This is a genomic window from Ralstonia sp. 110700041-2, from assembly GCF_056280165.1.
Genome location: NZ_JBSFAI010000016.1, coordinates 47,651 through 65,136, shown reverse-complemented (window position 1 = coordinate 65,136; position 17,486 = coordinate 47,651). Strand labels below are relative to the sequence as shown.

Here is a 17,486-nt window from a genome sequence, read left to right as displayed (position 1 = left end):
ATGCGACGAGACGGTTACGCTCAGCCGGCGGCCAATGTCACATCCACATCGCTTTGCTGGCTGATATAGCGCGAGAGCGCCACATAGAGCTCTTCCTTGCTGCGCGTGTCGACCCAGCGGCCGTCGTCGCCCCGGCGGAAATGGAAACCGCCGGCACGCGCTGCCACCCACAGTTCCTGCATCGGCGCCTGGCTGTTGATGATGATCTTGGAGCCATCGTCGAATTCCAGCGTCAGCACGTTACCGGTGCGATTGACCTCGATGTCGGCATCGGCCTCGTCGGCAGCCGTTTCGACGATGTTTTCGATGCGGGTGAGTTCCGCTTCGGCCAGCGCCAGGAACTCCGATTCGCTCAGGGGGGGCATGCTACACTCCAAAATCTTGCGCGGACGTTGCGTGGCGGCCATTTGCGGCCCGTCCTGACCAGCAGGCGCCTCGTCCCATATGACTCCGATCGCCGCAAGGGTCACACCCTGGGGCATCCTTTCTGCACCATCATCCGATGATACGAACCGCCGCCATTGTAGCCACTGTCGGCCTGACCCTGACGGTCGCAGGCCTATCCGGCTGCGGGATTCGCGGGCCGCTGTACATGCCCAAGGTGCCGCCGGCGCCAACCGCGCCGCAAACCACTGACCCCGGCATCGCCGGCCCGAACGCCGTGCCGCAGCCCCCGGTTCCGGGCGCCAAACCCGCAGCCGCAGATGCGGCCAGCGCGGTGCCCGCGAACCGCTAATCCCGTCTTTTTGCTCAACCGGCGACGCCCTTATCCGGTGCGACGCCCAGAATGTTCCCACTCATGTCCGAGTCCCTGATCCGCCAGGAAGGCGCGCTGATGATCGAAGGCGTCGCGCTCGACGCGATTGCTGCGCAGTTCGGCACGCCCACCTATGTGTACTCGCGCGCCGCGCTCACGGCCAACTATCGCGCCTACGCCGCCGCCTGCGAGGGCCGCAACGCGCATGTGCAGTACGCCATGAAAGCCAACTCGAACCTGGCCGTGCTGCAGGTGTTCGCACAGCTTGGCGCGGGCTTTGACATCGTGTCCGCCGGCGAACTCAAGCGCGTGCTGCGCGCCGGTGCGCCGGCCTCGAAGGTGGTGTTCTCGGGCGTTGGCAAAAGCGCGGACGAAATGCGCTTCGCGCTGGAAGTCGGCGTGGCGTGCTTCAACGTGGAGTCGATTCCCGAACTGCACCGCCTGAACGATGTGGCGGCCTCGATGGGCAAGGTCGCGCCCGTGTCGCTGCGCATCAACCCGGACGTCGATGCCAAGACGCACCCGTACATCTCGACGGGTCTGAAGGGCAACAAGTTTGGCGTGGCGTTTGACGAAGTGCTGCCGACCTACCGCGCGGCCGCCGCGATGCCGAACCTGCACGTGGTCGGCATCGACTGCCATATCGGCTCGCAGATCACCGAGGTGTCGCCGTATCTGGATGCGCTGGACAAGGTGCTCGATGTAGTGACGCAGCTGGACGCCGAGGGCATTCACCTGTCGCACATCGATGTGGGCGGCGGTCTTGGTATCACCTACACGGACGAGACGCCGCCGGACATCACCGCCTTCGCGCGCACACTCCTGGACCGCGTCGAGCAGCGCGGTTTTGGCGATCGCACCGTGCTGTTCGAGCCGGGCCGGTCGCTGGTGGGCAACGCCGGCCTGCTGCTCACGCGCGTCGAGTACCTCAAGCCTGGCGCCAGCAAGAACTTCTGCATCGTCGATGCGGCCATGAATGACCTGGCCCGCCCGGCGATGTACGAGGCGTATCACCACATCGTGCCGGTGCGTGAAAGCCAAAGCGCGCCGGTCGTCTACGACGTGGTGGGCCCGGTGTGCGAATCCGGCGACTGGCTGGGCCGCGACCGTTCGCTGGCGGTGCAGCCGGGCGACGTGCTCGCGATCCTGTCAGCCGGCGCGTACGGCTTCACGATGAGCTCAAACTACAACACGCGCAATCGCGCGGCCGAGGTCATCGTCGATGGCGACAAAATCCATCTGGCGCGCGAGCGCGAGTGCTTTGAAGACCTGATCCGCGGCGAGCATCTGTTCCCGGCGTAAGCCCGCATCGCAAAGAAAAAGCCGACGCGCCAACGTCGGCTTTTTTTGGGCGCGATCGGCATCAATCGCGGGCTGGCATCACGGCCCCGGTCATCGCACTGCGCTGCGAGCGCCATGCCCACCACACCCGCAGGCCCAGCAGCACCGCCATCACTGCGGCGTAGATCGACACCTCGGCAAAGTCATGCTTGCCGGCCTTGTGCCACCAGTAATGCAGGATGCCCAGCACGCCCGTCACGTAGACAAGCCGGTGCAGCCACTGCCAGCGCTTGCCACCCAGGCGGCGCACCATCGCGTTGGTCGACGTGGCGGCCAGCGGAATCATCAGCACGAACGCCGCAAAGCCAACGGTGATGAAGGGCCGCTTGACGATGTCCTTGAGCATCGACGCCGGATCGAGCCCGCGGTCCACCAGTAACCAGATCAGGAAGTGGATCGCGCCGTAGAAGAACGTGTACAGCCCGAGCATGCGGCGAAGCCGGATCAACCAGTTCATGCCCGTGATGCGGCGCAGCGGCGTGATGGCTAGCGTGCAGCAGAGCAGCACCAGCGTCCACGTACCGGTCGAGCGCGTGACGAACTCCAGAGGATTGGCCCCGAACTGGTCTGTCGCGCCCAGGAAGACGATGCGCAGGAAGGGCAGCAGCGCCACGATCCATACGATCGCCTTCACCACACGCAATGGCTTGGGCGGCAACATCGGCGGCAGCAGTGTCATGTCGGCCTCAGAAATTTTTGCGCAGGTCCATGCCGGCATACAGCGGGGCCACCTGGTCGTAACCGTTGAACATCAGCGTCTTGCGCTTGGGCGCGAACAGGCCGCCGAAACCGCCTTTGTCCTCGCCGATGCGGCGTTCGGTGGCCTGGCTCCAGCGCGGATGGTCCACGGTCGGGTTCACGTTGGAATAGAAGCCGTATTCATTGGCCGCGGCAATGTTCCAGCTCGTCGGCGGCTGCTTCTCGACAAAGCGGATCTTGACGATGGACTTTGCGCTCTTGAAGCCGTACTTCCACGGCACGATCACCCGCACGGGCGCACCGTTCTGGTTTGGCAGCACCTGGCCGTAGAGGCCGAAGGTGAGCAGCGCCAACGGGTGCATCGCCTCGTCCAGACGCAGGCCTTCGCTGTACGGCCACTCCAGCACGGGGCTGCTGATGCCGGGCATCTGGCGCTTGTCGGCCAGCGAGATGAACTGGATGTACTTGGCGCCGCCCTGGGGCTCCACCCGCTTGATCAACTCGGCCAACGGGAAGCCCACCCACGGAATCACCATCGACCAGCCCTCGACGCAACGCAGGCGATAGACGCGCTCTTCCATCGGCGCGAGCTTCATCAGGTCGTCCAGGTCGTAGGTTTTGGGCGTTTTCACCAAACCTTCCACGCTGACTTGCCACGGGTGCGGGCGCAGCGTGCCGGCATAGCGCGCCGGGTCGGCCTTGTCGGTGCCGAATTCGTAGAAGTTGTTGTACGTGGTGACTTGGTCGTACGGGGTGGCCTTCTCCACGGTTGTGTACGCCGGATTGGGCTTGCCTGCCAATTTGGCCAGCGGCGGGTTGGCAGCGAAGGCCTCGCGCGCCGCCCATGGTGCCAGCGTTGCGCCGGCGGCGCCCATGGCGGCAGCGGCCAAGATGCGACGGCGCTGCTCGAAGATGTGCTGCGGTGTGATCTCGCTGGCGGGAATGTCATCGCCATGCAGCCAGCGGTCGGTCTTGATCAGCATGATTCGTGGTCCTCGTTGTGCGGGAACGCTGTCCCATGTGCGTTGGTCGTGCTCGCGCTGTCGACCTGACAGCGCGCGGCAAAAAATGATGTGGCGCTATTCCTTGCGGGGCGCTGGCCCGGTGAATTCGCTGTACTGCCGATAGACGGCTTGCGCCACTTCCAGTAACTGCGTCCGCCCCAGCGGGCCGGCGACCGCAAACCCGAGGCCGTGATCCGCCCAGTAGAACGCCATCGGCGGCGGATGATCGACCGCCGGATGAATCGCTTGCAGCACACGGTTGTCGGGCGCGAGCGTCTCCAGCCGGAAGCCGGTATCGCGGTTGTTTGGCATGCGCCGCAACTGTACGGAGATACGCGTGCCCCCGGGGCCCTCGTACATCAGCATGGCCGTCGGCGCATCTGCCACCACCGTCTGGCGCCCGCCGATGAGCCGGTAGCCCAGCGATGTCAGATCAGGCACGTGCAGCTGTGCGTCGAGCCGACGCGACAACCATGTGACCAGATGCGCCTCCTCGTCGGCCGGCACTTCCACGATGTGTTTCGACTCCGGAGAAAAGACGACGTGCGATACGAGTGCATCGTTGGCGAACCGTTGCATGGGCATGGTGCGCTCAACGGCACCTCGACTCAGCCAGCCGGCCCCGGACCCGACGGCTAGGCACGCCACACTCAGCGCCACCACGCTCCATCCGCGCATGGCGCCAAAGCCGCTGGCCGTGGGGCGACGTGCTACCGCAAGGATCGCTGCCGGAATGCGACGCTGCGGCACCGGTTCGTTCAGCAGCGGATCGAGCGCGCGGTGCAATTGCGCATCCGTCTCGCGCCAAGCCGCAACTTCAGCCGCGGCGCCGGGGTGCGCGGCAAGATAGGCCTCCACGGCAGCACGGCGCGCCGCGGGCAAGCGGCCGTCGGCATACGCATGGAGTTCGTCGATATGAATGGAATTGGAGGACATGGCGAGCCTCACTTCACGCGGTGCAGCGTTGCGCTGCCGCCATCGCCGGATGCCGCAAATGCAGCCGATGCGGCTGGCGCCCCGTCGAGCGCCGCGCGCATCCGCTCACGCGCCCGCGACAGCCGCGACATCACCGTGCCGATCGGCACGCCCAGCACATCGGCGGCTTCCTTGTAGGCGAACTGCTCCAGGCCGACGAGTAGCAATACCGCGCGCTGATCTTCTGGCAGCGTCGCCAGCGCGCGCAGCAGATCGCGGCGCAAACCGGGGTCGTCATCGACGGGAATCTCGGGGGGCGCATCGCTCAGCTCGATTCGGTCGGGCCTGCGCACGGCGTTGAGGTGGAGCCGATGCATGATGGTGAGCAGCCAGGCAAACAATCCGTCGCCCTCGCCTTTCGCGCCGATCTGGCCGAGCGGGCCCAGCCTGGGTCGCAACTGGAAGCGCCAGCGATAACGCCAGGCACGTTCCAGCGTGTCCTGGACGAGGTCGTCGGCGCGGCTGGCGTCACGCACGAGCCCGCGCGCGTGCCGGCGCAGGCGTGGCGTGAGCGCAATCAGCCGGCTGGCCAGATCGGACATAGGGGCGCGAGCGAGGGCGGCGTGCTTACGGCTTGGCGACGTGCCAAACGTTCATGAAGCCGTCGCCAGTCTGGTCGCCCGGCATCTTGTCCTTGGTCCAGAGGTAGAGCGGCTTGCCACGATAGGCCCACTGCTTCTTGCCATCGTCGCGCGTGATGATCGTGTAGTCGCCAGACGGCTTGTCGGCGTCATTGGCGGCCAGCGGCGGCCAGTTCTCGGCGCACTTGCCGTTGCAGGCGCTCTTGCCGGCCGTGGCGTCACGGTCAAACATGTAGAGCGCCATGCCGTGTTGATCCGTCAGCGTGCCGTTGGTCACCTTGACGGCCGACGGCGTGGACGAGGCTCCCATGCCCATGCCGCTGCAGCCGGCCACACCGAATGCGGCGAGCAGCGCGGCGCTGGCCAGCGCGGTGCGCGGATTGAACCATTTCTGGGAAGCTGCGGACTGGCTCATCTTGTTCTCCTTGGATGGAGAGGCGCGCCGATCGCGCCCTCACTGAGCAGTAAACACGCTAGGCGCGTCTTTATTCCAGTCCGCTGAGTTTTTTGTGACTGACGGCTTACAGCTCGCCGTAACTGTGCAGGCCCGAGAGGAACATGTTCACGCCAAGGAAGGCGAACGTCGTCACCAAGAGGCCAATCAGGGCCCACCAGGCCGCCATGCGGCCACGCAGCCCCTTCATCAGGCGCATGTGCAGCCACGCGGCGTAGTTCAGCCAAACGATCAGCGCCCAGGTTTCCTTCGGATCCCAGCTCCAGTAGCCGCCCCATGCGTCAGCCGCCCACAGCGCCCCGAGAATCGTGGCGATGGTGAAGAATGCAAAGCCGACGGTGATGGCCTTGTACATCACGTCGTCCAGCACTTCGAGCGACGGGAGGCGATCGGCCAGCACGCCCCGCTCCTTCAGCAGATAAGCCGCACCGACCATGGCCGACAGGGCGAACGTGCCGTAGCCGATGAAATTGGCCGGTACGTGGATCTTCATCCACCAGCTCTGCAATGCCGGCACCAGCGGCTGGATCTCCTGCGCGCCGCGCGACACCGTGTACCACAGCAGAAAGCCCACCGCCGCCGACACCACCAGCATCACGAAGGGGCCCAGCGCGCGCGTCTTGTAACGCTGCTCGTAGTACAGATAGAAGAGCGAGGTGATCAACGTAAAGAGGATGAACACCTCGTACAGATTCGAGATGGGGATGTGACCAATGTCTGCGCCGACCAGGTACGACTCGTACCATCGCACCAACATGCCGGTCAGGCCCAGCACCACCGCTGCCCAGCACAGCTTGCTGCCGATGGCCCCGCCCGCTTCCCAGCGCAGCGCCAGCCCGGTCCAGAAAAACAGCGTGGACAGGAAGATCAGCGCGCTCATCCAGAGGATGGCCGACTGGCTGGCAAGGAAATACTTGAGGAAGAAGGCATGCTCAGCGCGGGCGAGATCCGGGCCGTTGGCACCGGCGTACTGTGAGATACCGAACAGCGACAACACGGCGATGCCGATCATCAGTACGCGCACCGGCTTCCAAGTCCAGCCAAGCCATGCGAAGGCGGGCACGGCGGCAACGAGAATGCCGCGCTCGTAGCCGTCCATGTAGGCGCCGTAGCGCGAGAAGGCGTAACCGGCGCCGGCGGCCAGCATTGCAGCAAACAGCCAGTCAAACCAGCCCAGGCGGCGGAAATACGACGGACGCTTCAGCGCACCCAGATCAGCGCTCGCCACGGTCGTTTGGGGATTGGTCGCTTCCATCACCTGCTCACTTCGTTGGTTTGGGGTCGACGCTCGCTGCACTGGCGGCATCGGGGGCGGCTTGGGCACCTGCCGCGGCGCGGATATCGTGCTTGAGGCGCTCGAACTCGCGGTCGAAGTCAAGCGTGCGGCGCATGGTCGACATGGCGGTCAGCACATGTGCGCCGGAGGCGCTTTCGTTGGCCGGACCGGATTGCGGTCGGATCCACAGCCACCAGCGGCGCTCTCGCACGTAGAACATCGAAAACACGCCCAGCACCAGCAGCAGCGACCCAAGATACACGATGTTTTTGCCCGGCGCACGTGTGAGCTGGAACACGCTGGCCTGCACCTGCTGGAAGTCGGTCAGCTGCAGATATACGGGTGCGCCGTAGAAGACGTTGTCCGACAGCGCGTTGATGGCGCTCTGCAACCACTGGCTGCTGGCCGCATCCACCGTGGGTGCAGGCAGGCCATCCTGTGCGCGGGCCAGTTGCCACAGTTCCCACATGGAGCTGTTGATGATTTTCATCAGCACATCGGCCGCCTTCTCACGCTCACCCTCAGGCACCGATTTCTGCAAGAACGTGGCGACTGCGGCAAAGCCGCCCTGTGCACCGGCGGTACCGTCCTTGACATCGGCAGCGCCGGCAAAGAGGTCGAGCGCGCGACGAGCGCTTTCCATCAACTGGTTGCGCAGTTCCGCGCGCTGCTCGCCGGGCATGGAGAGCAGCGCAAACCGGCGCGCTGCCTCGCCGCGCATCGCTGGATTCTGCAGCGCGGCGCGCAGGCGCATCCAGTCGGCGACGGTGCCTTGCGCATCGGCGGGAATGCGCAGATAGCGGAACGGCTCGTCCGGCTGCGAGCGCATGCCGGCCAGGAACACCGATTGCCCGTCCAGCGTGACGGGCAGCATGTAGTTGCTGAACTCGTGTGCCTGGCCGTTGGCGTCGCGCAGCTTGTACTGCACGGAGGGGCCGACGTTGCGCAGATCGCGGTCGCGCGTCATCTTGGTGACGTTGCCAAGCTCCGCGCGCAGACCATTTTCCGCACCGCCCCTCTTGCCGACACCGCGTGCGTCCTGCTTGCCCGAGGCGTCCGTCACCGTTTCGACATTCATCAGGCGGAAGTCGGAGAACTCGACCGTGTAGTCGCCGCTCTTGCCGGTGAGCTTCGAGCTTTCGCCCACGACGCCCGACATGTCGAACGTCTTGGCGTTGTCACCGTGCATCGGGTAGCCGGTCAGCTTGAGCTTCGAGCCGCCATCTTCAAAGCTCGACTGGTAGATCGCCACGCCGTCATACACGAACGGCTTGTTCACCTCCACGCGCGCAGCGGTCTGCTTGCCGGTGCGGCGGTCAGTCACGACGATGTCGCTGGCGAACAGCTTGGGCATGCCGGTCGAGTAATGCTCGACGGTGAACTTCTTGAGCGTGATCATGAACGGCAGGTCCTGGATCAGCGCGCCATCGGCAATGTTCAGGATCGCCGTGCTGACCGTCGAACCTTCCGGCACGAAGGCGTTGCCGCGGAACCCCGGGTTCGATGTCGACAGCCGATGCTCCGGGCCGATGTCGCTGATGACCGCGTTGCCCTTGATGGGCGACTTGCCACCAAACCACATCTGCGCGCGGATCATCATGTCGCCATCCAGCAAGCCGCCGATGCAGATCACGACGATGGCCGTGTGCGCCAGGATGTAGCCGATCTTGTTGCCCGCTCCCGCCTTTGCCGCGATGAGCGTCGCTCCACCCTCGCGCGCGAACGCCTTGATGCGGAAACCTCGGTTCTGCGCAAGCGCGGCCAGGCGTGCCGTCACGGTGGCGGTATCGGCGCGGGAATCAAATTCGTCCCGGTGATGGAACGCGCGCAGACTGCCTTCGCGCACGTTCTCGCGCCAGGCGCGCATGTCGGCCAGCATCTTGGGCGCATTGCGCACGATGCACAGCGAGGTCGACACCACCAGGAACGCCAGGATCAGCAGAAACCACCACGCGCTATAGACGGTCGGCAGCGTCAGCGATCGGAATACGTCGGCCCAGAACGGCCCGAATTGGTTGACGTAGTTCGGATACGGATCGTTCTGCTTGAGCACCGTGCCGATCACGCTGGCAATGGCGATCACCGTCAGCAGGCTGATCGCAAAGCGCATCGACGACAGCAACTCGACCGTTTCGCGCAACGCGCGACGACGGGAGCGGATCTGGACGCCGGAAGTGGAGACCGAAGACATGCGGGGAAAAAACCTGTTCAAAAACGAAAACAGGGTGGCGATGCCAGGCGCATTGCCACCCTGTTCTTCTTGTTGATTGTGCGACTGTCACATGACAGCCGGGTGCGGCAGATTAGCGCAGGCCGGCAATGTAGTCGGCCACCGCCTTGATCTGCTGGGCCGTCATGCGACCGGCCAGGTCGTGCATCTGTACGCTGTTCTTGCGGGTGCCGCTCTGGAAGGCAACCAGTTGAGCTTCAGTGTATTCAGAGAACTGACCCGCGATACGCGGATACTGCGCCGGGATGCCAGCACCCGTCGGGCCGTGACAGCCCGCGCACGCTGCGATACCGCGCTTGGCGTCCCCGCCACGATACAGCTTCTGGCCCAGTTCGATCGTGTCCTTGCTCTTGGCCGAACCCGGCTTCCAAGCCGGCTGCTTGCCCAGGTAGGCGCCGATGTCCTTCATGTCCTGATCCGACAGCGCACTGGCGTACAGCGACATGACCGGGTTGTTGCGATCAGTCTTTGCCTTGAAATCCTTCAGCTGCTTTTCGACGTATTCGGCGTGCTGGCCGGCCAGCTTCGGGTTGACGTTCATGGCGCTGTTGCCGCCTGCGCCGTGACAACTGGTACACGCGGGCACGCCATTGGCCGGCACACCGTTGTTGAAGATCGTTTCGCCGCGCGCGGCGTCGGCCTTGGCGACTTTTTGCTCTTCGGCATGGGCCATGGAGAAGACCGATGCCAGGGACAGCGCTGCGACAGCAAAAACGTTCGCTATGCGGTTCATTCGCACACCTTGTTTAGATTGTTTTCGAATGCTGCGTGCGCCGCCCAACGCGGGACCCTGCGGCGCCGGGCATCCCCTTCTCCTCGAGCCAGACCAGCGCATGAAAACGGACCGGCCCGGGCCTCGGGGCGGTCCTGCGACGGATCTGGTGGGGACGTCCGTAAACCGGCGTATTGTACAATAACACCTCTGCAATGCGACCTCGCGGCGCAGCAACCACGCAGTTCTGAACTGCAGTTTACAGGTACTGCCGCGCATGTCGCTCCTGCATCAAGCCCGTTTCTTCATCACCGTCAATCATCTGCGTGATTTACCGGCGACCGCCGTGCCGGAAGTCGCGTTTGCGGGCCGCTCCAACGCAGGCAAGTCCACTGCGATCAACATCCTGTGCAATCAGAAGCGGCTGGCTTTCTCCAGTAAGACGCCCGGCCGGACGCAGCACATCAACTATTTCTCGGTGATGCCCGCCAAGGCGGAAGACCCGCTCGGCTTCTTGGTCGACCTGCCCGGTTACGGCTATGCCGAAGCGCCTGGCGAGACCAAGTCGCACTGGGTCCATCTGCTGGGCGACTACGTCAAGGCGCGCCAGCAACTCGCCGGCCTGGTCATCATGATGGATGCGCGTCGTCCATTCACCGACCTCGATTGTCAGATGGTCGAGTGGTTCCTGCCGACGGGCAAGCCGATCCACGTGCTGCTCACGAAGGCGGACAAGCTGACCAACAACGACGCCTCGCGCGCGCTCATGGCGGCACGCAAGGTGCTGGCCGACTACCGCGCGCAGATCGACGGCGATGTATCGCTGACGGTGCAGTTGTTCTCCAGCCTGAAACGTCGCGGCATCGAAGAGGCGCAGCGAATTGTCGCAGGTTGGCTGTGCCTGCCCGAGGCGCTGGAAGCGGAGCCGCAAGCCGAGCCGGCAAAAAAAACCCCGTCGCCAAACGCGCAACGGGGGTAACGACCCCATCGAGCCATCGATGGGAACCCGCGTCAGGGAGGAGCCGCGGGGGACGCCGCATCAGCGTCGCTGGCGCATTGTCCGTGCATAAGATGGATAATCGTGTCAAAGGTTTCCAAACTTCACAGTGTGTTCTTAGGGTCTGCTGAAATGATCGCAAGCTTCCCCGATCATCGTCCGCGCCGCATGCGCCGCGACGATTTCTCCCGCCGCATGATGCGCGAGTCGCGCCTCACCGCCGACGACCTGATCTACCCGGTCTTCATCCTCGAAGGCACCAACGTGCGACAGGCCGTGCCGTCGATGCCAGGTGTGGAGCGGGTGTCGGTCGACGTGCTGCTGAGCGTGGCCGAGCAGTGCGTGCAGCTGGGCGTACCGGTGCTGGCGCTCTTCCCCGTGATCGAGCCGTCGCTCAAAACGCCGGATGGTATCGAGGCCACCCATGCCGATGGCCTGATCCCGCGTGCGGTGAAGGCCCTCAAGACGCGCTTCCCTGAACTGGGCATCCTGACCGATGTGGCGCTCGATCCGTACACGAGTCATGGCCAGGACGGCGTGCTCGACGCCAACGGCTACGTGCTCAACGAAGAGACGGTCGACATCCTGATGCGCCAGGCACTGGTGCAGGCCGAGGCTGGCGTGGACATCGTTGCGCCGTCGGACATGATGGACGGCCGCATCGGCGCGATCCGCTTGGCGCTGGAGAACGACGACCACACCTACACCCGCATCATGGCTTACGCGGCCAAGTACGCTTCGGCGTTCTACGGCCCGTTCCGTGATGCAGTGGGCTCGGCCGCCAACCTGGGCAAGAGCAACAAGATGACTTACCAGATGGACCCGGCCAACTCGGACGAGGCTCTGCGCGAAGTGGCACTCGACATCGCCGAAGGCGCCGACATGGTGATGGTCAAGCCCGGCATGCCGTATCTCGACATCGTGCGACGCGTGAAGGATGAGTTCCGCTTCCCGACCTACGTCTATCAGGTCAGTGGTGAATACGCGATGCTGAAAGCCGCTGCGCAGAACGGCTGGCTGGATCACGACAAGGTCGTGCTGGAGTCGCTGCTGGCGTTCAAGCGCGCCGGCGCGAACGGCATCCTGACGTACTTCGCATTGGACGCCGCCCGCCTGCTGCGCGCGTAGTCAGGCCGTCGGCTTGGCTGCCTGCGTCGTGCCGATCGTGCGACGCAGGCTTTCCAGAAACGTGTCGGCGCGCTCATAGCCGACCACACGAGCTTTCAGTTCGCGACCCTGCGCATCGAAGAAGATCGTGCCGGGCGGGCCGAACAAGCCGAAGCGCTTGAGCAGTACTTGGTCATCCGCACTGTTGGCAGTCACGTCAGCCTGCAGCAGCACCACATCGGCAAGCGCCTTGCGCACCCGCGTATCGGTAAAGGTCAGGCGCTCCATTTCCTTGCAGCTCACACACCAGTCGGCGTAGAAATCGAGCATCACCGCACGGCCCGACGCGCTCGCGTTGCGCACTTCGGCATCGAGTTCAGCGATGCTCTTCACCCGCTTGAATGTCACCCCGTGTGCCTCAGCTTGCGCGGATGCGCCCGCCGATGCGCGAATCAGTCCGGACAGCGGCTGTAGCGGATCGCGACCGCCGGCGGCGACTCCGACCAGTTGCGCTGCGCCAGCCAGCGCGAGCACCACACCCGCGACCTTGCCCAAGCGCTGCACGTTGCCGGCGCCGTCGGGCAACGAATCGAATGTCCGCAGAAACACGGCCGCACCGATCAGCAAGCCACCCCACGCAATCATCACTGCCCACGCCGGCAACACCGGCTGCACGATCCACAGCGCCACAGCCAGCAGGATGAAACCGAACACCGCCTTGGTGACGATCAACCAATGGCCCGCGCGCGGCAGCAGGTTGCCCGCGCCTACACCCACGAGCACGAGCGGTACCCCCATGCCGATCGACATCGCAAACAACGCCATACCGCCGATCGCGGCGTTGCCGGTCTGCGCGATATAGGCCAGCGCGCCCGCCAACGCCGGCGTCACACACGGCGACACTATCAACGCCGAAAGCGCGCCCATCACGACCGCGCCAACAATCTCGCCGCCGCCATGCTTGCTGGAGGCTTTTGTCAGGTGATCGCGCCAAGCTGCCGGCAACTGCAGTTCATACAGCCCGAACATCGACAGCGACAGCGCTACCATCAATACGGCAAACGCGCCCAGCACCCAGGCGTTCTGCAGCGCGGCTTGCAGGCCCTGCCCGGCTAAGCCGGCTGCCACCCCTACGGCGGTATAGACGAAGGCCATCCCGAGCACGTAGGCCACCGACACGATCGCTGCGCGCGAACGCGTCGCGTGCTCGCCGACCACGATCGCCGACAGGATCGGCAGCATCGGGAGCACACACGGCGTGAAGGTAAGCAACAGACCGAGCCCAAAGAACAACGCCGCAATCGCGCCAAGGTTGCCGCTACCCAGCGTGCTGGCGATGCGGCCGAGTGCGTCGCCACCGCCGGCGGAAGGCGCCGCCGGGGAAGCCGCTGCGGGTTCCACATGGAACCGGCTCTTCATCGGCGGATAACACAGGCCTTGATCCGCGCACCCCTGCGACGTGACGATCAGCGTGAATGGCGCCGTCGCGTTCCGCGCCTTCACATGGAATGCGATTTCATGGCGATAGGTTTCGACATCCTTGTTGAACGTCTCGTCGAATTTGACCTTGCCTGCCGGCATGTCGAGGAGTGCGAGTGCGACAGCTGCCGGATCCGCCGCCACCGCGAAGCGCTCACGGTACATGTAGTAGCCATCAGCAATCGCGAACTTGACTTCGACGGTCTGGCCGTCGACCTGCGTGGCGGAGAAGCGGAACGCCTGCTCGGGTGGCAGGAAATCGTCAGCAGCATGTGCAGGCATGCACAGCGTCGCCACCGCGACCAGCAGCATCGCCAACTGCATCACACGCCGCACGGACACGAACGAAGAGAAGGTCATATCAACGCCAAACAAACATCAATTGGAAGACATGCGCGTTTCGTCGGCCACCCACGCAAGATACGCCGGCAACCCCGCAGCCACCGGCACAGCGATGATCTCGGGAACCTCGTACGGGTGCGCCTTCCGTAGCGCGACTTCCAACGCAGGGTAGGCTGCGCCCGTGGTCTTGATCAGAAGCGGGATCTCGGTGGCGTGCTCGATCGCGCCGTTCCACCAATACGTCGACGCGCAAGCCGGCAAGCGATTGACGCACGCCGCTGCGCGAGATTCCAGCACGGCCGTCGTCACGCGATCCGCGCTATCGGCGTCGGGTAGATTGGTCAGCACCAGCAGCACTTCGGTTCCTGCAGACATAGATACTCCAGAAGCGCACGCCGATGGCAGACCACCGAAGCAGGCAACAAAAAAGCCAGGGTACGATCCTGGCTTCATTGTAATGCGCGCGGCTGCACGCATTCTGGGGCTTGGCCAGCGCGACGCCATGTCGCACCGGCAAACCTGAGCTGACCTTACTCGGCAGCGCCGTCGACTTCCACAGCCTCGGCAACTTCCGGACGGTCGAGCAGCTCCACCAGCGCCATCGGCGCATTGTCGCCCTGGCGGAAGCCGAACTTCAGGATGCGGGTGTAGCCGCCCGGACGGGTCGCGAAACGCGGACCCAGTTCGTTGAACAGCTTGGTAACCATGTCGCGGTCGCGCAGACGGGCGAATGCCAGACGGCGGTTGGCGACGGTGTCCTTCTTGGCCAGCGTGATCAGAGGCTCGACAACCTTGCGCAGTTCCTTGGCCTTCGGCACGGTGGTCTTGATCAGCTCGTGCTGCAGCAGCGAGTTGGACATGTTGCGCAGCATCGCGAGACGGTGCGACGAAGTGCGGTTCAGTTTCCGCAAACCATGACGGTGACGCATGATGATTCCTTCTTAAGAGTGTTTGACCAGCTCTTCTATCGCCGCCGCTCGTATAACGCTGCGTGGCGCGGGCCGGTAGTCTTACCAATAAGCCACCCAAACGGCGATGGCGGGAAAACCGGCCGATGCTCGCGCACCGGCCGACAATTGCAACTTACTTCTCGAGACCTGCCGGCGGCCAGTTCTCGAGCTTCATGCCGAGCGTCAGGCCACGCGATGCGAGGACTTCCTTGATCTCGTTGAGCGACTTGCGCCCCAGGTTCGGGGTCTTGAGCAGTTCGTTCTCGGTGCGCTGGATGAGGTCGCCGATGTAATAGATGTTTTCAGCCTTCAGGCAGTTGGCCGAACGCACCGTCAGTTCCAAGTCGTCGACCGGGCGCAGCAGGATCGGATCGATCTGCGGCGCGCGGGCGGCGGCGGCCTCAGCGGCGCTTTCGGTACCTTCCAGGGCAGCGAACACCGACAGCTGATCAACCAGGATGCGAGCCGACTGGCGGATCGCTTCTTCCGGCGAGATCACGCCGTTGGTCTCGATGTTCATCACCAGCTTGTCGAGATCGGTACGCTGCTCCACACGCGCAGACTCAACCGCGTACGACACACGGCGCACCGGTGCGAACGAGGCGTCAAGCACGATGCGGCCGATGACCTTGCTGGACTCATCGCCGAACTTGCGCACATTGCCCGGCACATAGCCGCGGCCTTGCTCGACCTTCAACTGCAGATCCAGCTTGCCACCAGCCGACAGGTTGGCGATCACGTGGCCCGGATTGATGATCTCGACGTCGTGCGGAAGCTCGATATCAGCGGCGGTGACCACACCTTCGCCTTCCTTGCGCAGCGACACCGTCACTTCATCACGGTTGTGCAGCTTGAACACCACACCCTTCAGGTTCAGCAGCAGGTTGACAACGTCTTCCTGCACGCCATCGATGGTGGAATATTCGTGGACGACCCCAGCGATCGTGACTTCGGTCGGGGCATAGCCGACCATCGACGACAGCAGCACGCGGCGCAGCGCGTTACCGAGCGTGTGGCCGTAGCCGCGCTCGAACGGTTCCATGACGACCTTCGCGTGATGATCGCCAAGCGGCTCAACCGCAATAATTTTGGGCTTCAGGAGTGCTGTTTGCATTAGGTTGTCCTATTTCAATACCCTCGGCTCGTTACACCGATAAGGCTGACGGATTGGACTGGAAAGGTTCCATCGCGAACGTTGCGACGGAAGACGCACGTGCCGCAATCGATTTGCGGCACGTAACAATTCGGATTGGATCGACACCGAAGTGCTGCTGGCGCACGAACACAATGTCGTTGACGATGAGCGTCCCCAAAAAGGCACACGAGCCCGCACCTGCGGTACGGGCGTCGTCATTAACGCGAATACAGTTCGACGATCAGGCTTTCGTTGATGTCGCCGGCGATATCTGCGCGATCCGGGGCTTGCTTGAAGGTGCCTTCCATCTTCTTGGCATCCACGGCAACCCAGATCGGGAAGCCGGACTGCTCAGCCAGCGTCAGCGACTCGGCAATACGCACTTGCTTCTTCGACTTTTCGCGGATGGCAATGACGTCGCCCGACTTGACCTGAGCCGACGGCACGTTCAGCGCTTGACCATTCACCAGGATCGCCTTGTGCGACACCAGCTGACGCGCTTCCGCGCGGGTCGAGCCGAAGCCCATACGATAGACGACGTTGTCCAGGCGCGATTCCAGCAGTTGCAGCAAGGTTTCACCCGTGTTGCCCTTACGGCGATCGGCTTCAGCGAAGTAGCGGCGGAATTGACGCTCCAGCACACCGTAGATGCGCTTGACCTTCTGCTTTTCACGCAGCTGGTTGCCGTAGTCGGACGTTCGGGCGCCGGAAGTGCGGCCGTGCTGACCAGGCTTGCTGTCCAGCTTGCATTTGTCGGCGAGCGAGCGGCGTGCGCTCTTGAGGAAAAGGTCAGTACCTTCGCGGCGAGACAGTTTCGCCTTGGGGCCGGTATAGCGTGCCACGTTGCGTTCCTTCGTTATCAGTCATCCGTGGCACACGGCCTCGGATGGTCCGCCTGCTCAGCCCTAACAACAGGACCGCAGCGAACAGTGGGCTTATGAAAAGACGAAACCCGCCTTCCGGAAAACCCGGAAGACAGGCAGGCGGGCAAGTATAGCACCCGCAGACCGCCCCCGCCAGCAACTGGCGAGGGCGGCCGAATCACTTAGATACGACGACGCTTCGGCGGACGGCAGCCGTTGTGGGGCACCGGCGTCACGTCTTCGATCAACTGGATCTTGATACCCAGGTTGTTCAGTGCGCGTACGGCCGATTCACGACCCGGGCCCGGGCCCTTGATGCGCACTTCCAGGTTCTTGATGCCTTGGTCCTGCGCCACGCGGCCAGCGCTCTCAGCGGCCACCTGGGCCGCGAACGGCGTCGACTTACGCGAGCCCTTGAAGCCTTGGCCACCCGACGTCGCCCACGACAGAGCATTGCCCTGACGGTCGGTGATCGTGATGATTGTGTTGTTGAACGACGCGTGAACGTGCGCGATGCCGTCGGCGACGTTCTTGCGAACCTTCTTGCGCGCGCGCTGGGCGGCGGTATTCGCTGCTTTTGCCAT

The 17,486-nt window shown here is 63.9% G+C and carries 19 protein-coding genes; 4 read left to right on the top strand and 15 right to left on the bottom strand.

Features of this window, described 5'->3' with window-relative positions; all coding sequences use genetic code 11:
* Positions 1 to 20: 20 nt before the first annotated feature.
* Positions 21 to 365 carry an iron donor protein CyaY gene (gene cyaY / locus ACUXH0_RS21610; protein WP_012436573.1) on the bottom strand — a complete coding sequence of 115 codons (345 nt, stop codon included), beginning with the start codon at positions 363 to 365 and terminating at the stop codon, positions 21 to 23.
* A gap of 137 nt (positions 366 to 502) precedes the next feature.
* On the opposite strand from cyaY, the gene lptM reads away from it, so the two are divergent.
* Together lptM and lysA are read left to right on the top strand one after the other, a co-directional pair.
* Positions 503 to 736, top strand: coding sequence for an LPS translocon maturation chaperone LptM (gene lptM, locus ACUXH0_RS21605; RefSeq protein WP_004634541.1), 234 nt, complete (start codon positions 503 to 505; stop codon positions 734 to 736).
* Positions 737 to 799: 63 nt separating this feature from the next.
* Positions 800 to 2,059, top strand: coding sequence for a diaminopimelate decarboxylase (gene lysA / locus ACUXH0_RS21600; protein ID WP_024542183.1), 1,260 nt, complete (start codon positions 800 to 802; stop codon positions 2,057 to 2,059).
* Positions 2,060 to 2,120: 61 nt separating this feature from the next.
* Here the strand turns inward: lysA and msrQ are convergent, their stop codons facing one another.
* From msrQ to ACUXH0_RS21560, 8 genes are all read right to left on the bottom strand, one after another.
* Positions 2,121 to 2,777, bottom strand: a complete 657-nt coding sequence (gene msrQ / locus ACUXH0_RS21595; protein ID WP_012436575.1) for a protein-methionine-sulfoxide reductase heme-binding subunit MsrQ — start codon at positions 2,775 to 2,777, stop codon at positions 2,121 to 2,123.
* Positions 2,778 to 2,784: 7 nt separating this feature from the next.
* Complete coding sequence (gene msrP / locus ACUXH0_RS21590; RefSeq protein WP_004634534.1) at positions 2,785 to 3,780, bottom strand: protein-methionine-sulfoxide reductase catalytic subunit MsrP; 996 nt, start codon at positions 3,778 to 3,780, stop codon at positions 2,785 to 2,787.
* A 96-nt stretch (positions 3,781 to 3,876) separates the two neighbouring features.
* Positions 3,877 to 4,737 (bottom strand): anti-sigma factor family protein, encoded by an 861-nt coding sequence (locus ACUXH0_RS21585; protein WP_004634532.1) that lies wholly within the window; start codon positions 4,735 to 4,737, stop codon positions 3,877 to 3,879.
* An 8-nt stretch (positions 4,738 to 4,745) separates the two neighbouring features.
* Complete coding sequence (locus ACUXH0_RS21580; protein WP_012436576.1) at positions 4,746 to 5,318, bottom strand: RNA polymerase sigma factor; 573 nt, start codon at positions 5,316 to 5,318, stop codon at positions 4,746 to 4,748.
* A gap of 25 nt (positions 5,319 to 5,343) precedes the next feature.
* On the bottom strand, positions 5,344 to 5,772 hold the full coding sequence (locus ACUXH0_RS21575; RefSeq protein WP_004634529.1) for a COG4315 family predicted lipoprotein: 429 nt from the start codon (positions 5,770 to 5,772) through the stop codon (positions 5,344 to 5,346).
* Between the two features lie 106 nt (positions 5,773 to 5,878).
* The gene (gene ccsB, locus ACUXH0_RS21570) at positions 5,879 to 7,066 is read right to left on the bottom strand and encodes a c-type cytochrome biogenesis protein CcsB (protein WP_004634525.1); all 1,188 of its coding nucleotides are present in this window, start codon (positions 7,064 to 7,066) and stop codon (positions 5,879 to 5,881) included.
* Positions 7,067 to 7,073: 7 nt separating this feature from the next.
* Positions 7,074 to 9,278 (bottom strand): cytochrome c biogenesis protein ResB, encoded by a 2,205-nt coding sequence (locus tag ACUXH0_RS21565; RefSeq protein ID WP_012436577.1) that lies wholly within the window; start codon positions 9,276 to 9,278, stop codon positions 7,074 to 7,076.
* 112 nt (positions 9,279 to 9,390) lie between these two features.
* Positions 9,391 to 10,050, bottom strand: coding sequence for a c-type cytochrome (locus ACUXH0_RS21560; RefSeq protein WP_012436578.1), 660 nt, complete (start codon positions 10,048 to 10,050; stop codon positions 9,391 to 9,393).
* 256 nt (positions 10,051 to 10,306) lie between these two features.
* Between ACUXH0_RS21560 and yihA the strand changes: the two genes are divergently transcribed.
* Positions 10,307 to 11,008 (top strand): ribosome biogenesis GTP-binding protein YihA/YsxC, encoded by a 702-nt coding sequence (gene yihA / locus ACUXH0_RS21555; protein ID WP_012436579.1) that lies wholly within the window; start codon positions 10,307 to 10,309, stop codon positions 11,006 to 11,008.
* Positions 11,009 to 11,158: 150 nt separating this feature from the next.
* Positions 11,159 to 12,154, top strand: coding sequence for a porphobilinogen synthase (hemB, locus tag ACUXH0_RS21550; RefSeq protein ID WP_182594623.1), 996 nt, complete (start codon positions 11,159 to 11,161; stop codon positions 12,152 to 12,154).
* Here the strand turns inward: hemB and dsbD are convergent, their stop codons facing one another.
* The 6 genes from dsbD to rpsK form a co-directional block, all read right to left on the bottom strand.
* Entirely contained in the window at positions 12,155 to 13,972 is a 1,818-nt protein-coding gene (gene dsbD / locus ACUXH0_RS21545) for a protein-disulfide reductase DsbD (protein WP_012436581.1), read from the bottom strand.
* 18 nt (positions 13,973 to 13,990) lie between these two features.
* Positions 13,991 to 14,329 (bottom strand): divalent-cation tolerance protein CutA, encoded by a 339-nt coding sequence (gene cutA / locus ACUXH0_RS21540; protein WP_004634513.1) that lies wholly within the window; start codon positions 14,327 to 14,329, stop codon positions 13,991 to 13,993.
* Positions 14,330 to 14,484: 155 nt separating this feature from the next.
* Positions 14,485 to 14,883, bottom strand: coding sequence for a 50S ribosomal protein L17 (rplQ, locus tag ACUXH0_RS21535; RefSeq protein WP_004634511.1), 399 nt, complete (start codon positions 14,881 to 14,883; stop codon positions 14,485 to 14,487).
* 154 nt (positions 14,884 to 15,037) lie between these two features.
* Positions 15,038 to 16,018, bottom strand: coding sequence for a DNA-directed RNA polymerase subunit alpha (locus ACUXH0_RS21530; RefSeq protein WP_004634508.1), 981 nt, complete (start codon positions 16,016 to 16,018; stop codon positions 15,038 to 15,040).
* Positions 16,019 to 16,257: 239 nt separating this feature from the next.
* The gene (gene rpsD / locus ACUXH0_RS21525) at positions 16,258 to 16,881 is read right to left on the bottom strand and encodes a 30S ribosomal protein S4 (protein WP_004634505.1); all 624 of its coding nucleotides are present in this window, start codon (positions 16,879 to 16,881) and stop codon (positions 16,258 to 16,260) included.
* A 203-nt stretch (positions 16,882 to 17,084) separates the two neighbouring features.
* Positions 17,085 to 17,486 (bottom strand): 30S ribosomal protein S11, encoded by a 402-nt coding sequence (rpsK, locus tag ACUXH0_RS21520; protein WP_003264143.1) that lies wholly within the window; start codon positions 17,484 to 17,486, stop codon positions 17,085 to 17,087.